Origin of the sequence: Clostridium sp. AF37-5 (assembly GCF_003477605.1) — a bacterium.
In the GTDB taxonomy this organism is placed as follows: domain Bacteria; phylum Bacillota; class Clostridia; order Lachnospirales; family Lachnospiraceae; genus Eubacterium_F.
In genome coordinates, this window is sequence record NZ_QUDR01000014.1 from 57,815 (window position 1) to 78,199 (window position 20,385).

General features: G+C 41.7%; 12 protein-coding genes and 1 riboswitch. Of the genes, 10 read left to right on the forward strand and 2 right to left on the reverse strand.

The genetic code is table 11. The features are described 5' to 3' along the window. Nucleotides 1-8: 8 nt before the first annotated feature. The gene (locus DW019_RS09870) at nucleotides 9-1,316 is read right to left on the reverse strand and encodes a hemolysin family protein (protein WP_118443243.1); all 1,308 of its coding nucleotides are present in this window, start codon (nucleotides 1,314-1,316) and stop codon (nucleotides 9-11) included. A gap of 106 nt (nucleotides 1,317-1,422) precedes the next feature. After that, the gene (locus tag DW019_RS09875; RefSeq protein WP_118443244.1) at nucleotides 1,423-3,033 is read right to left on the reverse strand and encodes an ATP-binding cassette domain-containing protein; all 1,611 of its coding nucleotides are present in this window, start codon (nucleotides 3,031-3,033) and stop codon (nucleotides 1,423-1,425) included. Nucleotides 3,034-3,213: 180 nt separating this feature from the next. On the opposite strand from DW019_RS09875, the gene DW019_RS09880 reads away from it, so the two are divergent. From DW019_RS09880 to DW019_RS09925, 10 genes are all read left to right on the forward strand, one after another. Beyond that, on the forward strand, nucleotides 3,214-4,125 hold the full coding sequence (locus DW019_RS09880; RefSeq protein ID WP_118443245.1) for a ComEC/Rec2 family competence protein: 912 nt from the start codon (nucleotides 3,214-3,216) through the stop codon (nucleotides 4,123-4,125). Between the two features lie 68 nt (nucleotides 4,126-4,193). Next, a complete protein-coding gene (locus DW019_RS09885) occupies nucleotides 4,194-6,518 on the forward strand; it encodes a bifunctional (p)ppGpp synthetase/guanosine-3',5'-bis(diphosphate) 3'-pyrophosphohydrolase (protein WP_118443246.1) in 2,325 nt (774 codons plus the stop codon). Between the two features lie 15 nt (nucleotides 6,519-6,533). After that, nucleotides 6,534-7,154, forward strand: a complete 621-nt coding sequence (locus DW019_RS09890) for an MBL fold metallo-hydrolase (RefSeq protein ID WP_117478270.1) — start codon at nucleotides 6,534-6,536, stop codon at nucleotides 7,152-7,154. An 11-nt stretch (nucleotides 7,155-7,165) separates the two neighbouring features. Next, nucleotides 7,166-8,602 carry a coproporphyrinogen dehydrogenase HemZ gene (hemZ, locus tag DW019_RS09895; RefSeq protein WP_243024141.1) on the forward strand — a complete coding sequence of 479 codons (1,437 nt, stop codon included), beginning with the start codon at nucleotides 7,166-7,168 and terminating at the stop codon, nucleotides 8,600-8,602. Continuing rightward, on the forward strand, nucleotides 8,593-9,843 hold the full coding sequence (gene hisS, locus DW019_RS09900; RefSeq protein WP_022376591.1) for a histidine--tRNA ligase: 1,251 nt from the start codon (nucleotides 8,593-8,595) through the stop codon (nucleotides 9,841-9,843). The genes hemZ and hisS overlap by 10 nt, the downstream gene beginning before the upstream one ends. Before the next feature lie 45 nt (nucleotides 9,844-9,888). Continuing rightward, nucleotides 9,889-11,685: an aspartate--tRNA ligase gene (gene aspS, locus DW019_RS09905; protein ID WP_022376590.1), complete on the forward strand. Its 1,797-nt coding sequence runs from the start codon at nucleotides 9,889-9,891 to the stop codon at nucleotides 11,683-11,685. Continuing rightward, complete coding sequence (locus DW019_RS09910; RefSeq protein ID WP_118443247.1) at nucleotides 11,682-12,722, forward strand: aldose epimerase family protein; 1,041 nt, start codon at nucleotides 11,682-11,684, stop codon at nucleotides 12,720-12,722. The genes aspS and DW019_RS09910 overlap by 4 nt, the downstream gene beginning before the upstream one ends. Before the next feature lie 359 nt (nucleotides 12,723-13,081). Next, complete coding sequence (locus DW019_RS09915; RefSeq protein WP_022376588.1) at nucleotides 13,082-13,531, forward strand: hypothetical protein; 450 nt, start codon at nucleotides 13,082-13,084, stop codon at nucleotides 13,529-13,531. A 10-nt stretch (nucleotides 13,532-13,541) separates the two neighbouring features. Beyond that, a riboswitch (TPP riboswitch) is annotated at nucleotides 13,542-13,646 on the forward strand. A 36-nt stretch (nucleotides 13,647-13,682) separates the two neighbouring features. Beyond that, the gene (gene thiC, locus DW019_RS09920) at nucleotides 13,683-14,990 is read left to right on the forward strand and encodes a phosphomethylpyrimidine synthase ThiC (protein WP_022376587.1); all 1,308 of its coding nucleotides are present in this window, start codon (nucleotides 13,683-13,685) and stop codon (nucleotides 14,988-14,990) included. Between the two features lie 89 nt (nucleotides 14,991-15,079). Beyond that, the gene (locus tag DW019_RS09925; protein WP_118443248.1) at nucleotides 15,080-20,374 is read left to right on the forward strand and encodes a hypothetical protein; all 5,295 of its coding nucleotides are present in this window, start codon (nucleotides 15,080-15,082) and stop codon (nucleotides 20,372-20,374) included. Nucleotides 20,375-20,385 lie beyond the last annotated feature (11 nt).

Here is a 20,385-nt window from a genome sequence, read left to right on the forward strand (position 1 = left end):
GAAAGAAACTATTCGGCTTCTTCCGGCTCCTCTGTTATTTTTGGTTTGAGTTCAAGTTTTACTGTATCAATTCGATTTCCGTCGACTTTAAGTACTGTGTACCTGGCAAATTCATCTTCGGCTGTTTCCCCTTCAGTTGGAAAATGCTCCAACAGGTTAATGACATGCCCCGCAATCGAGTCATAATCATCGGATTTAAGCGGTACGCCGAGTGCCTCGGCAATGTCATCTAATGGTGTAGAACCAAGCACTTTGTAGACGGAATCAGAAAGTACTTGAATGTCATCTTCTTCGTCTGTGTCGTACTCATCACGTAGTTCGCCAACGATTTCCTCAATGAGGTCTTCCATGGTAATCAGACCGGCGAGAGCACCATATTCGTCCAGAACAATGGTCATCGGAATGGAGTCCTTCCGCATTTCCATGAAAAGTTCGGAGACATTTTTGTATTCATAAGTGACATGAGCTTCCCGCATCAAAGATTTGATGTTCAGGTTTTCTTTGTCGCCTTGATAAAAAACGAAATCTTTCAAGTTGATAATACCAATGATGTGATCAATGGTTTCTTCGTATACCGGAAGTCTTGCGTATTTGTTTTCCGTAAATTCCGTCAGCAGTTCGTCATAGGAAATGTTTGCCTCCACCATGGCAATATCCATACGTGGAATCATAACATCTTTGGCAAGTGTATCACCAAAGTCTACGATATTGGTAATCATCTTACGCTCCTCGCTTTCGATGACACCTTCTTCGTGACTGACATCAACAAAGGTACGCAGCTCATCTTCTGTAATACTGCTTGATTTTTTTGAAGTGTCCACACGCAGTAAAAACATTAAAAATCTTGCAAATTGGTTGACGATAAAAATAACAGGCGTCAATATGTGAGTGATAGCGGAAATTGAACTCGAATAGAAGAGTGCTAATTTCTCTGCATTTTTTGTCGCAAGGTTTTTTGGTGTGATTTCACCAAAAATCAAAATCAATACAGTCAGAATACCGGTTGCGATACCGGCAAAAAGACTAGTGCTGTTTTCCATACCAATCCGTTTGCATATTGAAAATGCATAGGATGTTGATATCGAAGAAGCAGAAAGATTTACAATGTTGTTACAAATCAGTACAGCACTCAACATTTTGGAAGGTTCTTCGATTAACTTCAAAACGCGTTTTGCTGCTTTATTATTTTCCTCTGCCAAGGAGCGCATGCGGATTTTATTTACCGTTGTTAATGCCGTCTCTGCAGAAGAGAAATATGCGGATAATATGAGTAAAATTATAATTATAAGTATATTTACCGCGTCACTGGGCCCCAAGTCCTCATCTCCTTTTGTATCCAGGGTCGTTATGGATTATTTTCCAACTATTGTATCTGATTGGATGAATATTGTCAAGTTTTGTCTTTTTCAAGTCAGCGTCAAATCAGCTTAAAGCCTGACGTTTTCTGGCCATTTCATCACTGTCGAGATATTCGTCATATGTGGTTATCTTGTCAATCATACCATTTGGCGTAAATTCAATGATACGGTTGGCGATGGTCTGGATAAACTGATGATCCTGGGAAGTGAATAAAACAACACCGGGGAATTTAATCAGACCATTGTTTACGGAAGTGATGGATTCCATATCTAAGTGGTTTGTTGGCTCATCCATTAAAAGGACGTTAGAACCAAGCATCATCATTTTGGAAAGCATAACACGAACTTTCTCACCACCGGAAAGTACATTGACTTTCTTTAATCCATCGTCGCCCTTAAAGAGCATACGTCCTAAAAAGCCGCGGACATAAGTAGCATCTTTTTCCGGAGAAAATGGCATTAGCCAGTCTACGATGGTATCGTTACTGTCAAAGTATGCTGTGTTATCTTTCGGGAAATATGAGTTGGAAGTTGTAATTCCCCATTTATAATCGCCTTCGTCCGGTTCCATTTCACCGGCAAGAATCTGGAATAAGGTTGTTGCCGCAATACCGTAAGAACCAACAAAAGCAATTTTATCATCGTGGCCAACGGTAAAGGAAACATTGTCAAGCACTTTTTCGCCATCAATCGTCTTTGAAAGATTGGTAACGGTAAGGACTTCATTTCCGATTTCGCGGTCCGGTTTAAAGTCAACATAAGGATATTTACGGCTGGATGGGCGCAGAGTGTCTAACTCGATTTTTTCCAGCGCACGTTTTCTGGAAGTTGCCTGTTTGGATTTGGAAGCATTTGCACTGAATCGCTGGATAAATTCCTGCAATTCTTTGATTTTTTCTTCCTTTTTCTTATTGGCTTCTTTCATCTGCTTAATCATCAATTGGCTGGATTCATACCAGAAATCATAGTTACCTGCATAAATCTGCATTTTGCCGTAATCTAAGTCAACGGTATGAGTACATACTTTGTTGAGGAAATAACGGTCATGGGATACTACAATAATTGTATTCTCAAAATCAATGAGAAATTCTTCTAACCAGCGGATGGAGTCCAAATCCAAATGGTTTGTCGGCTCGTCGAGCAGAAGAATATCCGGGTTGCCAAATAAGGCACGTGCTAACAAGACTTTAACCTTGTCCGTGTCCGGCAGTTCGCTCATCTGTTTGTAGTGAACTTCCGTGGCAATACCAAGTCCGTTTAACAAGGTGGCAGCGTCAGCTTCTGCTTCCCATCCATTCATGGTGGCAAACTCGGCCTCGAGTTCACTTGCACGCATACCATCTTCTTCGGAGAAGTCTTCCTTGGCATAGATGGCATCTTTTTCCTTCATGATGTCATACAGTTTTTGATTTCCTGCAATTACGGTGTCCAAAACAATTTGGTCGTCATATTTAAAATGGTCCTGCTCCAATACGGAAAGACGCTCGCCGGGGCCTAAACTGATTTCACCGGTTGTCGGCTCTAATTCGCCGGAAAGAATTTTCAAAAAAGTAGACTTTCCTGCACCGTTGGCACCGATGATACCGTAGCAGTTTCCTTCAGTGAATTTAATATTTACTTCCTCGAAAAGCGCTTTTTTTCCGAAACGTAATGAGATGTTACTTGCTTGAATCATAATTTCCTCCATGTTTGTTTCATACTAAAGTTTTTGCCATAAGGCATAACATATCTATTTTATTTTACTAGAAATTTGCTAAATTGCAAGGATTTCTTTACAGTAGCGGAGGAATATGGTACATTTTATCATGCAGAAAAAAGCTGCCGGGTGTGCAGCTGGTTAAGAAAGGGAGATGTTATGCCAACGAAAAAGCAAAAACAGGCTGTAATCCGACAGCTTTTAATTCCAATAATTTTGATTATTGCGGCACTTTTGTACCAGCCGGTAAAAGGGCTTTTTGTCTCAAAGGAAAAGCCTGTTGAGACAAAAGCGGATGGTGGCAGCCTTACGGTTTCTTATATCGATGTGGGACAGGGGGATGCTACGCTTATTCAAAAAGGAAACTTTAGTATGTTAATTGATGCCGGGAAAAATGAAAAAGGGCAGATGGTTGTTTCTTATCTGAAGAAAAAAGGTATTAAAAAGTTAAATATATTAGTGGGAACTCATCCGGACAGCGACCATGTCGGAGGTCTTGATGATGTCATTAACAATGTTCAGGTAGACACGGTGTATCTGCCTGAGGCAAAAAAACAGACGAAAACGTACCGGGATGTGGAAAGTGCATTAAAGAGTGTGAATAAGACGGCACAGATGCCGGAAATCGGAAAGGAATATCGGTTTGAAAAAAATGTGGTAATCCGTTTTTTGGGACCGCTCAAAAATTATAAGGAAGCAAATAATAATTCTTTGGTGGTGCAGCTTGCCTATGGGAAAAACCGCTTTTTATTTATGGGCGATACGGAAGAAAAAGCAGAAGAGGATATGATAAAAGAGAATTACGATCTCGAATGTGATGTGCTAAAAGTTGGGCATCATGGAAGTTATACGGCAACGGGGGATAATTTTCTTACAAAAGCGGATCCGGCGTATGCTGTTATCAGCGCGGGAAAAGACAATTCTTATGGACATCCTCATGCAGCTACTCTTGCTAAGCTTGAGGATGATGATGTGCAGATATACCGCACGGATACGATGGGAACGATTGAGGCAGTTTCGGATGGGAATCAGATTCATATGGAAACGGAGAAGGGGAAAACAAACGAATAGTTGATAGTTGCATTTTCAAGGGAATCCCATTATAATAAGTAAGATACCACATAAGAAGGAGGAGCCATATGGAGGAAGAAAAGACAGTCGGATTGGTTGAAACGTTTGATACCGGTGAATTGTCAACGGAATTGATTCCGCCGAATTTTACAGATCCGGATGATTTGTTTGAAATCTTGAAAAAAACGGTCAGCAGTTACCATCCTTCCAATGATTTGGAGATGATTAACAAAGCTTATGAACTGGCGAAGGATGCCCATAAAGACCAGAAGAGAAAATCCGGCGAACCATACTTGATTCACCCGGTATGTGTGGCGATAATTCTTGCACAGCTTGAGATGGATAAGGAGACCATCGTGGGGGGGCTGCTTCACGATGTTGTTGAAGATACAAAATATACGACAGAAGATTTGACAGAGATATTCAGTGCAGAAATTGCGGCATTGGTGGATGGCGTTACAAAACTGACACAGTTGAATTATTCTTCTGATAAATTAGAGTTACAGGCGGAAAATCTGCGTAAGATGTTTCTTGCGATGGCGAAAGATATCCGTGTAATTATTATTAAACTGGCTGACCGCCTTCACAATATGCGGACAATGCAGTTTATGAAGCCGGAGAAACAGAAAGAAAAATCAAAAGAAACGATGGAGATTTATGCGCCGATTGCGGATCGGCTTGGTATATCCAAAGTAAAGGTTGAATTAGATGATTTGTCTTTACAGTATTTAGAGCCGGAAGCTTATCGGGATTTGAGCGAACAGTTTAATGCCATCAAGGAATATAAGGAAAATTTCGTAAAGGAAATTATGGAAGAAGTGGATAAGCGGCTGATTGAAAATAATATTAAGGCAACTATTGACGGACGTGTAAAACACTTGTTTAGTATTTACCGCAAGATGGCAAAACAGCATAAGACATTAGACCAGATTTACGATTTATTTGCGATTCGTATTATTGTGGACAATGATCAGGAGTGCTACACGGCACTTGGTATTATTCATGAGATGTATAAACCGATTCCGGGGCGTTTTAAAGACTACATTGCGATGCCGAAACCAAATCATTACCAGTCTCTGCATACGACACTGATTGGTCCGACCGGTCAGCCGTTTGAAATTCAGATTCGTACGTATGAAATGCATCGAACGGCAGAATATGGTATTGCGGCTCACTGGCGTTACAAAGAGAGCGGTGGAAGCAACAGCTCCAAAAATCAGAGAGAAGAAGAGAAGATGGCATGGCTGCGTAGAATTTTGGAATGGCAGCATGACATGGATGATAATAAGGAATTTTTGAGTTCCATTAAAAGTGATTTGGATTTGTATTCCGACCGAATTTACTGCTTTACACCAAATGGAGATGTAAAAAATCTTCCTGCCGGCTCCACACCGATTGATTTTGCCTATGCTGTCCACACAGCAGTGGGAAATAAAATGGTGGGTGCCAGAGTAAATGGCAGTATCGTGAAACTGGATTATGAGATTCAAAATGGTGACCGCATTGACATTATTACCAGTCAAAACAGCCGTGGTCCAAGCCGTGACTGGCTAAATCTTGTCAAGAGCAGTCAGGCAAAGAATAAAATTAACCAGTGGTTCCGTAACGAATTTAAGGAAGATAATATTATTAAAGGAAAAGAACTTTTGCATACTTACTGCAAAAACAAAGGCATTGACCTTTCGGTTCTTTTGCGAAATGAATATACAGCAGCCTGCATCCGCAAATATGGATTTCGTGACTGGGAGTCTGTGTGTGCCGCAATTGGGCACGGTGGTTTAAAAGAAGGGCAGGTTGTTAATAAGTTACAAGATGAGTATAACAAGAAAAACAAACGCATTGTTTCGGATGCTCAGGTGCATGAAGTAATTGAGAATGCAAAAGAGGCAAAGCAGGTGGCAGAACACACATCCAAAGAACACTTAAAGAGCAAAAGCGGCATTATTGTGGAAGGTTTGGATGATTTGGCAGTTCGTTTTTCGAAATGCTGCAGCCCGGTTCCGGGAGATGAAATTGTTGGATTTGTTACAAGAGGCCGCGGTGTGTCAATTCACCGTACCGATTGTGTGAATATGATTCACCTGCCGGTATCGGAGAAAAATCGCCTGATTGAAGCTGAATGGAGTCCGGAGGCAAAAGACAGCGGTGAGGTTTATCCGGTTGAAATCGTCATTTACTGTTATAACAGAAGTGGTGTATTGTTTGACATTTCCCGTATTTTTACGGAAAATAATATTGATGTGAAATCCATGAATGTCCGCACAACCAAGCAGGAGCGCGCAACGATTACCGTTGGATTTGAAACACATGGTGTGGAACAGTTAGACCGGTTAATCAGTAAATTAAAATCCGTAGAAAGTGTAAACGACATTGAGCGAAGCACGAACGGTTAAAAAGGGAGAAATATTATGGAAATCATTATGCTGACAGTAGGTCAGGTATGTACTAATTGTTATATCATTCATCAGGAAGGTACCAATTCTTGTGTTGTGATTGACCCTGGTGACGAAGCAAAAAAAATAGCAGACCAGATTCGCAAAAACGGCTGGGACTGTGAGGGGATTTTATTAACACACGGACACTTTGACCACATTACCGGCGTGAGTGACCTTGTCTCTTATGTTGGTGGAAAAGTGTATGCTTACAGGGAAGAACTTGATGTTTTGAAAGACCCGCATCTGAATGCCAGTGCGATGGCAGGCTATGAGGTGGCAATTGAGCCTGAGATGTTACTGCGTGACGGTGAGAAACTTGAGATTGCCGGATTTGTATTCCGTGTCATTTATACGCCGGGGCATACGAAAGGCGGATGCTGTTATTATGAAGAAAAGGAGAAGGCTTTATTTAGTGGAGATACCATTTTTATGGAATCGATTGGCAGAACGGATTTGCCGACCGGAAATACGGCACAGTTGTTAGATTCCGTGCGGAATAAAGTGCTTGTGCTGCCGGATGATGTTAAAATTTATCCGGGACATGGGCCGGAAACAACGGTTGCCTATGAGGCGGCAAACAATCCATATGCATAGGGGATTTATGTATGATTACTTTTGAAATGAAGAAAAATGACAAAAAGCCATTGGAATTTGCTTATGATATGAGAGCACTTTCCCAAAGTTTTTTTCCGGAACACCCTTGTGAAATTAAAGAGAGGGAAGACTGGAAAGAGCAAGAGGGATATCCCTTGTCATGTTATTTTGGAGATGAGCTTTTCTTTCATTTGGATTTACCGATAGGCTATGATAAAAACAGTGTAAAAGCTGCGGCGTACAGACAGTTTTCAGAGAAAGCAAATAAGACACTGCCATGGGGGATTCTTACCGGGATTCGTCCTGCGAAAATTCCACTTCGCATGCTTTTTGAAGGGAAAACCAAAGAAGAAGTCCGTGAGTGCTTAAAAGAAGAATATCTGGTGAGCAAAGCAAAGATTTCTCTTGTGATGGATGTTGCAGAGAAAGAATATGAGATGGTAAAAGATTTGGATGAAAAAAACGGATACAGTGTCTACATTGGAATTCCGTTCTGCCCTTCCATCTGCCAGTACTGTTCCTTTTCTTCTTATGATTACAAGAGTTATGCCACAAAGGTGGATGCCTATTTAGAGGCACTGGAAAAAGAGATGGCTGCTTTTAGTCTGCAGGCCGGAGAGAGACCGCTGCATACCATTTATGTAGGGGGCGGAACGCCGACATCTCTGAATGAGCAGCAGTTACAGAAACTGATGGATATGATACAAAAGCATCTGGATGTAAAAAAGGCACTTGAGTTTACGGTGGAAGCCGGGAGACCGGACAGTATTACAATGGAAAAACTTGAAATTTTAAAACGTGCCGGTGTGACGCGTATTTCCATTAATCCACAGACAATGAAGCAGCATACATTAGAATTGCTCGGTAGAAATCACACAGTAGAACGTGTGAATGAAACATTTTGGATGGCACGTAAGGCTGGTTTTGATAACATTAATATGGATGTGATTGTTGGATTGCCGGAAGAAGATGAAGTGGACTTTTGCAATACGCTGTATAAAATCCATGAACTTGACCCGGATAGTGTCACCGTGCATACGCTTGTGATTAAGAGAGCATCCAGAATGAGACGTGAACAGATGGAGAGAGGTGGAGAAATTCGCCCGGAAGATACACTGATTCCGATTATTCAGAAGGCAAGCGAGGATATCTTAAGAGATTACGGATATCTGCCGTATTATATGTACCGCCAGAAAAATAAGGCAGGTACCACAAGAAATACAAATCAGGAAAATGTTGCCTATGCAAAACCAGGTAAGGAGTGTTTATATAATACGTTAATCATGGAAGAATGGGAAACGATTGCGGCACTTGGCAGCGGCGGCTCCACAAAGTATGTCATTCATGAAGAAAACCGTATGGAGCGCATTGAAAACGTAAAAAGTGTGGATGATTATATTCTCCGCATTGATGAGATGATAGAAAGGAAAAAGAAATTATGGCATTAAAGAAAAAACCAACAACCGGAATGAAAGACATTCTGCCAAGAGAGATGGAGATTCGAGATTATGTAATCGGACAGATTAAAGAGACATATCGTACCTTTGGGTTTCAGTCGATTGAGACCCCTTGTGTGGAACATATTGAAAATTTGAATAATAAACAGGGCGGTGAAAATGAAAAACTCATTTTCAAAATCTTGAAACGTGGTCAGAAACTGAATTTGGAGACGGCAGAAACCGAAAGTGATTTGGTTGATGGCGGTCTGCGTTATGACCTTACGGTGCCGTTATCCAGATATTATGCGAATAATGCAAATGAACTGCCAGTTCCGTTTAAGGCACTTCAGATGGGAAATGTATGGCGTGCCGACAGACCACAGCGTGGACGTTACCGTCAGTTTATGCAGTGTGATATTGATATTTTGGGTGAGCCGTCAAACTTAGCGGAAATTGAATTGATTCTCGCAACAACGACGCTGCTTGGTAAACTGGATTTTGAAAACTTTACCATCCGCATTAATAATCGTAAAATCTTAAAAGGAATGGCTGCTTTCTGCGGATTCCCGGAAGAAGAATACGACGAGGTGTTTATCATTCTTGATAAGATGGACAAGATTGGTATGGACGGCGTTGTGGCAGAACTTTTAGAGGCCGGTTATGCTGGTGAATCCGTAGAAAAATGTAAGACTTTATTTGAGACAGTAACAAGTGATATTGAGGGCGTACGCTATATGAAAGATACGCTTGGCGAGTTTTTGGAAGAGGGATCTGCCGAAGATTTGGAGACTATTATTTCTACAGTAGAAAAAGTTAAAACAGCAAATTTTAAAATTGTTTTTGACCCGACACTTGTCCGTGGTATGAGTTATTATACCGGACCAATTTTTGAAATTGCGATGGATGAGTTTGGCGGTTCCGTCGGTGGCGGCGGACGTTACGATGAAATGATTGGAAAGTTCACCGGAAATAACACATGTGCATGTGGATTTTCCATTGGATTTGAGCGTATTGTTATGCTGCTTTTAGAGCGTGATTACAAAGTGCCGTCGGCAGCTCAGAAAAAAGCCTATTTGATTGATAAAAAAGCATCTGCGGATGTAATCGCAGAAGTAATCGAAAAGGCAAAAGCCGAAAGAGAAAAAGGAATTATTGTTGCTATTAATATTATGAAAAAGAACAAAAAATTCCAGAAGGAACAGCTCATGGCAGATGGCTATGAAGAGATTGAAATGATTTACGCAGATTAATTAGCAAAACAAACCGATACAATCGGGTTATCTATGGAGGTTATTATGGCAGAGTCAATGACAGGATTAAAGCGCACATGCCGATGCGCGGAATTAACAACAGAAAATATTTCTCAAACCGTTACCGTGATGGGATGGGTTCAGAAAAGTCGTAACAAAGGCGGAATTGTCTTTGTGGATTTAAGAGACCGTTCCGGTATTATCCAGCTTATTTTCGAAGAAAGCAATGTTGGAAAAGAAGGGTTTGAAAAAGCAGCAAAATTAAGAAGTGAGTTTGTTGTGGCTGTTACAGGAACTGTTACAAAGCGTTCCGGTGCGATCAATGAGAATTTGAAAACCGGTGAGATTGAAGTGGTTGCCACCGATATCCGGATTCTTTCGGAATCGGAAACACCACCATTCCCAATTGAGGAAAATTCAAAAACAAAAGACGAACTTCGTTTGAAATATCGTTATCTTGATTTGCGTCGCCCGGATTTGCAGCGTAATCTAATTTTGCGCAGTAAAGTCGCTATGGTTGCACGCCAGTTTTTGGCAGATGAAGGATTTTTGGAGATTGAAACACCAATTTTGATTAAGAGTACACCGGAGGGAGCACGTGATTATCTTGTGCCAAGCCGTGTGCATCCGGGCAGTTTTTATGCGCTGCCACAGAGTCCGCAGGTGTTAAAACAGCTCCTTATGTGTTCCGGTTATGACCGTTATTTCCAAATTGCAAAATGTTTCCGTGATGAGGATTTGCGTGCAGACAGACAGCCGGAGTTCACACAGATTGATATGGAATTATCTTTTGTTGATGTGGACGATGTTCTGGATGTCAATGAGAGATTACTGCAGAAAATGTTTGCTCTGATTGATGTGGATGTTCCACTCCCAATTCCACGTATGACCTGGCAGGAAGCAATGGACCGTTTTGGGTCGGATAAGCCGGATACCCGCTTTGGCATGGAGCTTAATGATGTGACAGAAGTTGTTAAAAATTGTGGTTTTGGCGTATTTACCGGAGCCATTGAAAATGGCGGTTCCGTGCGTGGTATTAATGCGAAGGGACAGGGCGCTATGCCACGTAAGAAGATTGATAAATTAGTTGACTTTGCAAAAGATTTTGGTGCCAAAGGACTTGCTTATCTGTGTATCAATGAGGATGGCAGCTATAAATCTTCTTTTGCAAAATTTATGACAGAAGAGGAATTGAAAAACTTAGTAGAAGCAATGGCTGGTGAGCCGGGCGATTTGCTGTTGTTTGCAGCGGATAAAAATAAAGTTGTCTGGGATGTGCTTGGAAACCTTCGTCTGGAGCTTGCGAAACAGATGGATTTGCTTGACAAAAATGAATTTAAGTTCCTCTGGGTAACGGAGTTTCCGCTTCTTGAGTTCAATGAGGAACTGGGCCGTTTCCAGGCAATGCACCATCCGTTTACAATGCCGATGGAAGAGGATATTCCATATCTGGAAAGTGATCCGGGACGTGTTCGTGCACAGGCTTATGATATTGTATTGAATGGTACGGAAATCGGTGGAGGTTCCATCCGAATCCACCAGAACGATATTCAGGAGAAGATGTTTGAAGCATTAAATTTCTCCAAAGAAGATGCGTATGAGCAGTTCGGATTTTTGTTAGATGCCTTCAAATACGGCGTTCCACCTCATGCAGGACTGGCCTATGGTCTGGATCGTCTGGTTATGCTGATGGCAAAAGAAGACAGTATTCGTGAAGTAATTGCATTCCCGAAAGTAAAAGATGCTTCTTGTCTGATGACAAATGCACCAAGTCCGGTGGATGCAAAGCAGTTAGATGAATTAGGTATTATGGTTGAAGAAAAGGAGGAACAGGCAGAATGAGTGTAGCACAAAAAAGTTTTGGAACAACCAAGAATGGAGAAGAGGTAACTCTTTACACTATCACAAACAAGAATAACGTATCGGTAAGCGTCATTGATTATGGTGCAAACTTAGTGTCTTTGATGGTACCGGATAAAAACGGCAATGTGGAAGATATTGTTCTTGGATTTGATAACGTTGCCGGTTATGAAGTGAATGGATGCTTTTTCGGCGCGTTCATCGGACGTCATGGAAACCGCATCGGCGATGCCAAATTTGAGTTAGACGGTGTAACGTATGAACTTGAAAAAAATGATGGAAAAAATAATCTGCATGGCGGCACACCGGGGTATCATCAGGTTATGTACCAGGCAGCAGCTGGCGATAACAGTGTCACATTTACCCGTGTAAGTCCGGATGGAGAGCAGGGATATCCGGGAAATCTTGATGTGAGTCTGACCTATACGTTGACAGATGACAATGAATTAAAATTGCATTATGTGACAAAATCAGACAAAAACACACTTTGCAATTTGACAAATCATAGTTACTTTAACTTAAAAGGACACAAGGGCGGACAAATTACGGACCACATTGTGACGATAAAAGCAAACGGCTTTACGTCGACAAGTGACGATTTGATTCCGGACGGAACAATTGTAGATGTGACCGACACACCAATGGATTTCAGAAAGCCAAGATGTGTAGGTGACGATATTGATTCCGATTATCCACCGATTGTTTTGGCAGGTGGTTATGACCACAACTATGTTTTGGATAAGCCGGAAGGAACTTTTGCAAAAGTAGCAGAAGTGACAGAAAAGGAAAGTGGCAGAACAATGGAAGTGTATACAGACCTTCCGGGCATGCAGCTTTATTCCGGAAACTTTATTGAGAATGAGAAAGGAAAAGATGGACAAACTTATACAAAGAGAACCGGTATCTGCTTTGAAACGCAGTTTTTCCCGAACTCCATCAATGTTAAGTCCTTTACACCATGCGTGATTAAAGCAGGCGAAACCTTTGAATCCGAAACAATGTATAAATTTTTCTTTTAGTTAGGAAATACTTACGATCGACAAATGCTAAGCTTTCTAATCGGATAAGTGATGGTGTTTGTCGGTTTTGCATAACAAAAAGGAAGATGGCGGGGAACCATCTTCCTTTCTGCATTAAAAAGAGGAGAAAGTTTGGTTTAAAAACACCAAAACAATTTATGAAAAAAAGAATCTTGTAAGCAAATTCATGTTACAATCGTTAGTATAGGGGTTAGATGTTAGGATAGTTTTGCGAAAATGTAAACGTTTTGTTAACATGGGAAATTTACGGTAATTCTTTTTTGTGGGAATAACGAAACAAGATATGGTTGAATACTATAGGATAAAAAGGCAGCTTTGATTTTACTAAAGGAGAGTGAATGGTGAAAAGTGTATTGGGAAAATTGATTCAAAGAGAATTTGGAAAAGAACGGTATGCGTGCTATGCCGATAAATTAAAGAGAAAACAAAGTATGGACGTGTTTTGCGATATTTATGAGAAATTGAGTCATTCGTCGGAAGAAGAACTGGATTTGGCGTTAAAAGGACTTTTGGACACCGTGCAGCAGTCAATTGGAATCAGCCGCAACTTTATCTATATTGTGACTGGTTTTGCAGTTACGGTGCTTACGCTTGTTTTTTTACAGCTTCCTGCGGTGGTGTTTGCCATAACAGCAGTGACCGCCGGACTTATTTTTTTGTATAAGACGTGTGAATTTGTGAAAAACCGGTACTGTGACCGTGACATCCGCATTGTTTTGATTTATAAGATTGCTCTCTTTCATCTTTTGGAAGAATCTTGTTTACAAGAGGAGCAACATGAGCTATAATAGCGGTATGTCAATAAATCCGGGGAGCTTGCAGACAGGCTGAGAGGAAGGTGACACCTTCGACCCGAAACCTGATGTGGGTAATGCCAACGGAGGAAGAATCTATGGAGGACCACATTTGTGGTCTTCTTTTTTTGAATGGAGGATAAGAATGAGTAATTATACGACACAGATGGATGCAGCGAGAAAAGGAATTATCACACCGGAGATGGAGCGGGTCAGCGCTTATGAAAATTTCGATGTGGAAGAACTTCGCGAGTTAGTTGCAAAAGGACAGGTTGCGATTCCTGCCAATAAAAATCACAAATGCTTAAAAGCTTATGGAATCGGTTCCCGTTTGAAAACAAAAATCAATGTTAATCTTGGAACGAGTAAGGATTGTCTTGATTTGGATGTGGAAATGAAGAAAGTACAGGCGGCTGTCGATATGGGTGCTGAGGCAATTATGGACTTGAGTTCATTTGGTGATACACAGAAATTCCGCCGTAAACTGACAAGTGAATGTCCGGCTGTTATTGGTACCGTGCCGATTTATGATGCCGTTGTTTACTATAACAAAGCATTAAAAGACATTACTTCCGATGAGTGGATGGAAGTCGTAAAAATGCACGCCAAAGACGGTGTTGATTTTATGACCATTCACTGTGGAATTAACCGTGCCACAGCAGACCGTTTTAAACAGAATCTGCGTCACACCAATATTGTATCCCGCGGCGGTTCCATTATTTTTGCATGGATGGAATTAACCGGAAATGAAAATCCATTTTATGAGAGATATGATGAACTTTTGGATATCTGCGAAGAGTATGATGTGACAATCAGTTTAGGAGATGCCTGCCGTCCGGGAAGTATTGAAGATGCCGGAGACATTTCGCAGATTTCCGAATTGGTTGCACTTGGTGAACTGACACAGCGTGCATGGAATCACAATGTACAGGTTATGGTTGAGGGACCGGGTCATATGCCGCTGAATCAGATTCGTGCAAACATGGAAATTCAGCAGACGGTATGTAAGGGAGCGCCATTTTACGTATTAGGACCTTTGGTGACCGATGTTGCACCGGGTTATGATCATATTACCAGTGCGATTGGTGGAGCAATTGCTGCGACTTATGGTGCATCATTCCTTTGCTATGTAACACCGGCAGAGCACTTGCGTCTCCCTACACTTGAAGATGTTAAAGAAGGAATTATTGCTTCCCGCATTGCAGCCCATGCTGCGGACGTGGCAAAAGGACTGCCGGGTGCAAAAGACTGGGATTTTGAAATGAGCGAAGCACGTCGCAATCTTGATTGGGAAAAGCAGTTTGAACTTGCCATTGACCCGGAAAAAGCACGCCGTTACCGTGCAGAAAGCAAACCGGAAAAAGAAGATACATGTACGATGTGCGGAAAAATGTGTGCCGTAAGAAATATTAATAAAATTCTTCGAGGTGAAGACGTCGATATCATGGACTAAATGAATTACTATCTTGCAAAACACCCTCCATTAGGTGTATAATAATACTGCATTAATGTGCGGATATTATACCCATGGAGGGATTTTTTATGAAGAAAAGGATTTTGGAGTTTTTAATTAAGATTGGAAAGAAGTGTAAACCACTTACCTACCCGGTAATGATTGTAGTCATTGCCTTTTTGACAATTTATCATGCGATAAGAAATCTATTTATAAAGGAGAATAAATGGAAATCTCTTGTGACCGGTGCCATCTGTCTGGTTGCCGTTGTAGGAGCTGTTCTTGTCCTGCCATCACTGGCGGATGAGATGACGGGTGAGAGCCAGACCGAGACTGTGTCAGAGGAGGAACTTGAGCCGACGATGACACCGGATGTGACGGTGGAGCCGGTTGTGACTGAAGAACCGGAAGAAAAGCAGGACAGTGAGGAGACAGAATCAGCAGAAGAAACGACAAAACCGGAAGAAGAGAAAAAAGACGAGGAAAAGGCGACGGATGAGCCACGGGCAACTGAGGAACCGCAATATCAGTCAGCAGCCAAACAGGATGAATCCGATAATCTGCCAAAAGAGGAAAAGAAGGCAATTAAGAAAAAGAGGGAAGCGGCACCGGTTCAGTTAGAAAAACCGACCTGCCAGGTGGTAGAGCAGCCGGTAGGGCCGTATACATATCCGATGGATTCAACCATCAAAGTAAAAGTAGAAGTAACACCGCCGGCAGGAGCCGGTTATGAGTGCCAGTGGTATGTAAGCAAAACGGCAAACGGTACCGGTGAGGCGCTGGTTGGAAATGGAGCAAAGACAACAACGTATTCCATTCCGAAAGATACCGGAGCCGGTGATTATTATTTCTACTGTATGGTGAAAAGTGTTGACAATAACCAGTATGATTTAGATTCTGAAGAAGTACGCAGCGATGATGTAGTTGTGACAATTCAGAAGGGTGAGCCGCAGCTTTCTGATTTTGATATCAGTACGATTAAAGAGGAATACTATTATACCGGAGAAATCATTAATCCAACTATTGTGTCTTCGAAAGAGGGAATGGGAAGTGCTTACATTGTTGTGAAAGATGGCACGACAGAAAACCGTCCGAAAGCAGACAGTGATGATCCTTATGCGATTTATCTGCATGTCAGCAAGGGTAGTAACTATAAGGCAAAAACCATTGATTTGAATAAAACAATTACCATTAAGCGTTATCCGACACCAACGAAACCGTACACAGTCAGTGGTACAAAAGGAAAACTTGTCGATGGAAAACAGTGGTATACTTCAGATGTAAAGATTGTACCGATGAGCGGCTATTTGATTTCAACGGATGAGAGTGATTTTAAAGATTCCATCATTTGTTCATCCGATGGTACGAATCAGGGACCACTTAAGGTTTATTTAAAAAATAAAAATAATAAAGGAATCACCGGTGCAATAACGGTAGCAGAAAAGCGGGATGGACAGATTAATATTGATAAGACCAAACCGACAGCAACGATAACTTATGAAGGAAAACAGTATTCGGATGCCGATCATGAACTTGGCGTGGATTGCTTTAATCATGATGTTGTATTTTCTCTGAGTGCAGAGGATGAGACGAGTAAAGTGGACAGCCGTGCTTATGTGCTGGCAACAAAGGCGATGACGGCAAGCCAGTTAAAGTCAGCTTCCTGGGTTACTCTTGCAGAAGGGGACACGGTTACGTTCAGCCGGGAGGGAAAACGTATTTTCTATGCCCGTGTAATCGATAAGGCGGGAAATACAACTTATTCCGCATCCAATCAGATTACTGTGGATAAGACCCTGCCGGAAATTTTGTGTGGAAGTAAAAAATTAGGTGATACGAAAAGTTATATTGCAGATCGCAAAAAAATTACAGTTACAGATGACTATCTTTCAAAGGTTACTGTGAAAAACGGTTCCAATACGGTTCTCACAAAAACAGAAGATGATATCACAAAGGGAAGTGTATCGTTTGTTATTGAGAGAACCACGGAAACGAATGATGATATTGTCTATGAGATTACAGCAGAGGATAAGTCCGGTAATCAGAAAGTTACGACATTGACACTGAAAAATCCGGTACTTGATGTCGATGCGAAAAACCTCGATTTTGGCAGTGGCAGCTCGGCGCTGACTTATGGTTATGAAGAGGTGGAAGCACAGGCGGTAAGTTTGATAAATAAAGCAAACAATCAGCCGGTGGCAGCAGATTCCATTACATTGGAAGGTGCAAATGGAGAAGCAGAGTATTTTGAAGTTGCAGAGGGTACAAAAATACGTCCAAAACAGGGACTTCATGCAGGAACTTATACCGAAGCGGTTCGGATTGCTTATAATGGAGATGCTGAATCCGAGGTGACCTGCAAATGCAGCGTAACGATTAAAAAAGCCAACATGTTAGTGCGTTACACCGGTCAGAAAGATGTCGGTTATCATACGCTGCCGGATTTGAAAGGAACAATTGAGTACACAGCGACGGATTTTAAAAATGGAGACACAAAGGATGTATTTGTAAAAGATGCAGATTTTGTGGCACCGAAATTATATTATATGGATGAAAATCAGAATAGTCAGGAATTTACATCGGATAAACGTGCAATGGAAACGATGCAGCTGATTCCGGATGGCGGTTCTTCACACGACTATGAATTTTCATATGCAGCCGGTGAACTGGAAGTGAAACATCATGTACTTCGTGACGGCTATGTGATTGAGGGTAAAAAGGTAAAAGGCTACGATTGGTATGTATCAGATTATGTAGCCATCCGCCCGGCGGCGAATTATCAAATTAGTGATTCGGAAGCAGCAGATTCTTTCGCTTCCCAGACACAGTCGATTTCCGTGGCTGGGCCGACAAACGGTGTAGAGAAAAGTTTTTATGTTATGAATACACAGACGGGTGAAATTTCTGCGCAGATGAAAGAGACGATAAAAATAGATAATACGGCTCCGTATTTTAGAAATGGAGAAGGTATTACCGTATCCTCCAATCTGTGGGCTGAGTTTTGTAATTCCGTAAGTTTTGGACTGTTTTTTAATCAGACCAAAGCGGTATCCATCAGTGCAACGGATGAAGAGAGCGGACTGGAACCAATTCAGTATTGTATATCGGAAAAAGCCGTGGAAGGAACAGCAGAGAGTTTAGATACCAAATTAAACTGGGTAACGTATGAGGATGGATTTTCGATTTCACCGGAGGAATATGAGAGTGCGGTTATTTATGCAAAAATAACAAATCATGCCGGTTTGTCAACTTATATATCTTCCAATGGTTTGGTGTTTGATAACAAGCAGCCGGAAATCAATAAGGTTGAAAATGGAAAAGAACAGGGTATCGTGGATGAAAAAGAATATATCACGGAAGTTTTGTCCTTAAAAGTTTCAGACGGTAATTTAAATGAGACAACACTCTATGAGGGAACCGATGTTACGGCATCCGGAAGTGCCCTTTCGATTGTTGAAGAGTCGGAAGGGATGAAGACGGCGGAGAAGGAGATTGCCTGCCCACAGAAAGGCTCTAAGACTTATACCGTGGTAGCGAGAGATTCAGCCGGTAATAATGCGGAGCGTGAGTTTACGATTACGAAACCGATTTATGATATTACGGCAGATACGCTTAAAATTGCGGATGCGGTTTATGGTTACACATCAATGCCACAGACCAAAATAACCTTTAAAAATACGGATAAGGCAAATGCAGACGCTACGATACAGAAAGTCATTCTTGGCGATGACAAACATTTTGAAGTGAAAAACACAGGAAATGAATTCTGGATTGCTGCCAAAGAAGGACTTTCACATGGTAAATATGCAACGGATGTGACACTGGTTTATAACGGTGGCAAAGAAGCAAAGACGACATGTGGTTTTTCTGTTGACAAAGCGGTTTTGAAGGCGACATATTCGGGCGATGATTTGTATTATCATGAAACGTTAGCTAAGGGCTCTGTAAAAGTAACCGGATTTGTAACGCAGAACGGTGTTGTGGAAACACCGGAGACGGCAGCCGGCTATGTGGCTCCAACGGTTGATTTTACACAGACAGCGAAAGAGACAAAAGAGCTTACACCAAAAGGCGGCAAGGCAGATAATTATACCTTTGAGTATGTGTCCGGTCTGCTTTTGGTTGACCGCCGCTATGCGAGTGCCGGAAAAGACGGTCAGTACCGAATTGAAGGCAGTGTTTCGGATACCGGCTGGTATACTTCGGATTTAAGGATTGTACCAAAAGATGGTTACGAACTTTTGAGAGAAGAAGAAGGAAAAGCACTGGATGAGATTGCTCTTACAAAAGATACAGACTGCGGTGAAGAAAAATTCTATATCATGAATGAGACTACGGGTGAAATTTATTATCCGAGTGTATTCAATTATAAGAAAGATACGAAAATGCCGGAAATTAAAGGTGTTGAAAAAGATGCCACATATGAGGCAAACAGCCGTGAGGTAACGGTATCGGATGAGAATCTGTCGAATGTTACCGTGAACGGTAAACCGCAGAGTATGGAAAATAATACGGTTACATTTACTTTGACAGCAGAACAGGAAACGATGGTATATGTAATTACTGCAACCGATTGTGCCGGTAATATGTCAGATTGCACAGTGGTATTAAATCAGCCGGCATCGCTCCCGGCATCAGATGACACCGATGCGGATAATGCAGGCAATTCAGGTGATAATAATACGGATGGAAATGCAGTTACACCGACCGCTTCACCGTCCCAGGCAATTGCCGGTATTGTGAAAAAGCATGTCAAGGTGGTTGACGGAGCACCGAATACAGCACTTGTAACAGGTACACAGGATTTGAAAACATCTGTACTGTCAAATGGAGAACAGCAGGCAGTAGAAGATGGCAGTAATGCAAGCATTGAATTGCGAATCAAGAATATTGACGGCAGTGTTCCTCAAAACGATAAGGAACTTGTGATTGCAAATCTGTCGGGTTATTCGGTCGGTGAATATTTGGATATCACACTGTGGAAGAAAGTAGGAAGCAGTTCAGAGAAAGAGGTAACAAATTTGGCAAAACCGATTTCTGTAACGGTAACGGTTCCTTCGGATTTGCGGAATGCGTCGCGTGAATTTGTTGTCCTTCGTGTTCATAAAGGAAAAGTATCCGTATTGGAAGATTTGGATTCAGCAACAAATACGGTTACATTTAAGACAGACCGTTTCTCTACGTATGCGCTTGCCTACCGTACGGCGGCAGCACTTACAACGAGACAGACAAATTCCACGAAGAATACAAGTGTGATTGGAACACTTGCGACAAATCCATCACCGGCTACCGGCGATACGGCTCCACTTCTGCCGATTGCTATTGTATTTCTTGGTTCTTTATCAGGAATACTCATAACGATGGTGCTTCGGAGAAAAATGTAATTCATCGGAGG

What these genes read in the sequence shown, in the direction of transcription:
- DW019_RS09910 (WP_118443247.1), top strand. Translation starts at nt 11,682, where the DNA reads ATGAGTGTAGCACAAAAAAGTTTTGGAACAACCAAGAATGGAGAAGAG.
- DW019_RS09885 (WP_118443246.1), top strand. Translation starts at nt 4,194, where the DNA reads ATGGAGGAAGAAAAGACAGTCGGATTGGTTGAAACGTTTGATACCGGT.
- hemZ (WP_243024141.1), top strand. Translation starts at nt 7,166, where the DNA reads ATGATTACTTTTGAAATGAAGAAAAATGACAAAAAGCCATTGGAATTT.
- DW019_RS09875 (WP_118443244.1), bottom strand. Translation starts at nt 3,033, where the DNA reads ATGATTCAAGCAAGTAACATCTCATTACGTTTCGGAAAAAAAGCGCTT.
- DW019_RS09880 (WP_118443245.1), top strand. Translation starts at nt 3,214, where the DNA reads ATGCCAACGAAAAAGCAAAAACAGGCTGTAATCCGACAGCTTTTAATT.
- DW019_RS09890 (WP_117478270.1), top strand. Translation starts at nt 6,534, where the DNA reads ATGGAAATCATTATGCTGACAGTAGGTCAGGTATGTACTAATTGTTAT.
- thiC (WP_022376587.1), top strand. Translation starts at nt 13,683, where the DNA reads ATGAGTAATTATACGACACAGATGGATGCAGCGAGAAAAGGAATTATC.
- DW019_RS09925 (WP_118443248.1), top strand. Translation starts at nt 15,080, where the DNA reads ATGAAGAAAAGGATTTTGGAGTTTTTAATTAAGATTGGAAAGAAGTGT.
- DW019_RS09915 (WP_022376588.1), top strand. Translation starts at nt 13,082, where the DNA reads ATGGTGAAAAGTGTATTGGGAAAATTGATTCAAAGAGAATTTGGAAAA.
- aspS (WP_022376590.1), top strand. Translation starts at nt 9,889, where the DNA reads ATGGCAGAGTCAATGACAGGATTAAAGCGCACATGCCGATGCGCGGAA.
- hisS (WP_022376591.1), top strand. Translation starts at nt 8,593, where the DNA reads ATGGCATTAAAGAAAAAACCAACAACCGGAATGAAAGACATTCTGCCA.